Source organism: Actinomyces ruminicola (genome assembly GCF_900103885.1).
Lineage (GTDB): Bacteria > Actinomycetota > Actinomycetes > Actinomycetales > Actinomycetaceae > Actinomyces > Actinomyces ruminicola.
The window spans coordinates 1-3,355 of the sequence record NZ_FNIM01000034.1 but is presented as its reverse complement, the minus strand read 5'-3'; the positions used below and the strand labels follow the sequence as shown (position 1 = coordinate 3,355).

General features: G+C 65.9%; 2 protein-coding genes. Both read right to left on the bottom strand.

Going from position 1 to position 3,355, the window contains the following annotated elements; genetic code table 11:
* Positions 1-426: 426 nt before the first annotated feature.
* Positions 427-2,919 (bottom strand): FtsX-like permease family protein, encoded by a 2,493-nt coding sequence (locus BLR49_RS12865; RefSeq protein ID WP_092538242.1) that lies wholly within the window; start codon positions 2,917-2,919, stop codon positions 427-429.
* Positions 2,919-3,355: ABC transporter ATP-binding protein (locus BLR49_RS12860; protein WP_143013781.1), on the bottom strand; the 437-nt coding region annotated here is incomplete at its 5' end. The genes BLR49_RS12865 and BLR49_RS12860, both read right to left, overlap by 1 nt.

Below are 3,355 nucleotides of genomic sequence, written 5' to 3'. Positions count from 1 at the left end.
CTTCGCACCACCCCCGTCTCACCCTCCAGCACGAGACCACGGTCACACCAACTCGGGGTAGTCCCTGACGCCGGCCTTCCGCCTGCACGAGCCGCCGCACGCAGTAGGGACCAAAGCCGGTGGGCTAACCCAGAATGTCCGGAACCGGCATAAACGAGCCTTCCGCGCCGAGCCGCGTCTCAGCGATCGTTGGAATCATGCGGACGGGAAACCCGGTGGAGCGGCCGGATCCGGCGTTTATGCCGATCTCTGACATTCCTCGCTCGGAGTCCGCCCCGAACCCGCCCCGCCACGCAACGGATGCATCCGTGGCCAGGGCGTGTTCGTCACCGCCGCGCTGAGCCGGCACTGACCGATACAAGGTGACTGCGCCACCCGGTCGGTGCGGGTGGCGCAGTCACATGCGTAGGCAAGGCCGACCGAGTTCTACTCCTGAGCCAGCGCTCTCACCGGGGCGACGGCGGCGGCGCGGCCGGCGGGGCGCAGCGCCGCCAGCACGCCGATGGCCGCGGCGGCCATCAGAATCCCGGCGAGCCCCAGCCAGGGCACCTGCAGCACCAGGTTCGACCCGGCGGCGGTTCCCATGGCCGCGGCCACTCCCGCCAGGCCCAGCACCGTCCCCAGGACGACTCCGATCACGCCGCCCAGCAGCGAGGTCAGTGCCGCCTCGGTGATGAAGAGTCCTCCTACCTGACGCCGCTGTACGCCGGTGGCCCGCAGCACACCGATCTCTCGGACCCGTTCCAGCACACTCACGTCCGTGGTATTGGCCATGCCGGACAGGGTGATCAGGAGCGTGAAGGCCAGTACCACGACGATAACCGCGATGATCCAGTTGATGTAGTTAGTGAATGTGGTGCGGCTGGCTGCAGCGGTCGTGATGACGTAGCCCTCTCCCTGTAGGAGTTGACGCACCTGCGAACCCGTCGCGGCGTTACTGCCGTCGCCGACGGTACGCACCCACAGGGATGAACTCGTTAGGTTGTCTCCGACCAGCTTCTTTGCGACCGCGGGCGTAATGACCGGCCCGAAGCCGCCCTCCTCCACGTGCACGGTCAGCTCGGCACTGCCCGCAGGCCCCGTGAGCGTCACGGGCGTACCCTCCGGAAGGTGATAGATCCCTCCAACGATCAGTGTGTTGTCATTAAGTCCCTCCAACCCCGTGTGGGAACGAATGACCGGAGAGACCTCAGCCACATCCACCGCGGAAACGGTAATCTCATTTCCTCCAATCGCCTCCGGAGAAATCCTCACATCCAGCATGGATACCAGCACCGTCCGGTCAACGTCGTCCGCGCTCTCTACCCGGGCGGTCAGTGCTGACGTATCAGCATCGGCGGGAATTGCGTTGACCCGGATGTCTATGGGACTGCCGCTATTGATATATCCATCCATTGATGCCCGTACGCTGGCGAGACCGGTGACCAGAGTGGAGGCCACGGCCACAGAAACCAGCAGCGAGGCGGTAGTAGCGGCTGCGCGCCCCGGGTTACGGGCCAGGTTACGGGTGGCGAGTTGCAACACTGGTCGACGCGCTCCGCCGACGAATCGCTCCGTGGCACGGCAGGCACCAATAACCAGCAGCGGCAGCCCTGCCAGTACACCCAGCACCAGAATGACCGCGCCCACAGCCGTGTACTCAACGGCCCGCACTTGAATGCTCAATCCGGTAATGACCAAACCAATCACGACTACTACGAGCCCCGCGATCGCGCCGACCACGCGCCGACGACTGAGCGAGCGCTCATCGCTGACCTGTCCCGTCAAGGCCACCAAGGGGGAGACCCGGGTGGCGCGGCGGGCCGGACGCAGCACCGCCACCAGCGTCACTACGGTGCCGATGAGTGCCCCCAGTAGGAGCGAACGCCAAGAAACCGTGAAGTACCGCCATTCCAGGCCCTCAACCAGGCCTTCGCGTGACACCAGCGCGGCCAATCCAATGCCAAGCCCGGTACCCAGCACCGAACCCAGCAGCCCGGTGATCAGCCCGGTCCGCAGCACCGATCCGAGCACCTGGCGCCGGGTGGCTCCAACGCAACGCAACAGACCGGTCTGGCGTGCCTGCCGAGCCACCAGAGTGCTGAACGTAGTCGCAATCACTATTCCCGCAACCACAGCACACGCCGGTCCCAGCAACTGGAACAGTGTCATCGTCAGCGAATCCACCGCACTCTGTTCGGAGGTCCGCATGACCGCGATATCGGAAGCGGCGTAAACACTCGCGCCCGGCTGAGAATGCTTAGCAGCCTGCTCGACCGAATTCATGAGCGTAGCAGAATTTGCACCCGCAGAGCCCGTCACATATAGAACAACAGGAGTCTCCGGCACCCCGAGTACCGCACGTTCTTCCGCAGTCGCAAAAACATACTCGCTAGCCGCACCGCGTCGGGTTATCTCAGCACCGGCTTGAATTATGCCCACAACCGTTGCGGTCGAACTATTCTCAGCATCAGTGAACGCTTTTTTGAAGGATACGGTACTTCCAACTTCAAGGTCCTGGGCCTGCGCAGCGGCCGGGGAAAGGGCTACCTCTCCCTCCTTCTCCGGCAGACGTCCCGACATCAAGCGTGTGCCGCCACCTATTTCGGGCACCTCGAGCACGAAGGGATGTGTGCTATATGCGGAACCCGCCGGGTGCACAATCCAAGTCGAGCCCTCAATGTAGGGACGCACGCTGGCCACGCCGTCAAGGGCGGCGACGTCCCGGACCGCCTGTTCGGGCAGGGTCCCGTCCGTGGCGTCGTCATGGCTGTCGGCGATGACGACCACATCGGCGTCGCCGACCGAGGCGCGAGCCGCCGCCGTCATCTGGGCGGTCGAGGAATCGGAGATGATAAGGCTGACAACTATGAGCGCCGCGCTCATGGCGACCGCCACCAGGGCGGCCACGGTGCGGCGCAGGTCAAGCATGGCGGGCATCAGTGCACCCCCTGCATGGCGGCCGCCGGGGCGGCGTGCTGGCCGGTTGGGCGAGCGAGCACGTCGTCGCCGACGATCCGCCCGTCCCGCAGCCGGACGATCCGGTTGGTGGCCCCGGCCGCGTTCTGATCGTGGGTGACCATGACCACCGTCTGGCCCAGGGCCTCGCACATGCGGGCCAGCGTCTCCAGCAGGGAGGCGGCCGAGGCGGTGTCCAGGGCCCCGGTGGGCTCGTCCGCGAAGATGACCTCCGGCCGCCCCACCAGGGCACGGGCCACCGCCACGCGCTGCTGCTGGCCGCCGGACAGCTCGCTGGGCCGGTGCTCCAGCCGGTCCCCGATCCCTAGGGAGTCGATTACGGCGTCATACCAGTCCCGCTCGGGCTTGCGGTGGGCCAGCCGCAGCGGCAGCAGGATGTTCTCCTCCGCGGTCAGCT

Coding starts and splice junctions, on each gene's coding strand:
- BLR49_RS12865 (WP_092538242.1), bottom strand. CDS start 2,919: ATGCCCGCCATGCTTGACCTGCGCCGCACCGTGGCCGCCCTGGTGGCG.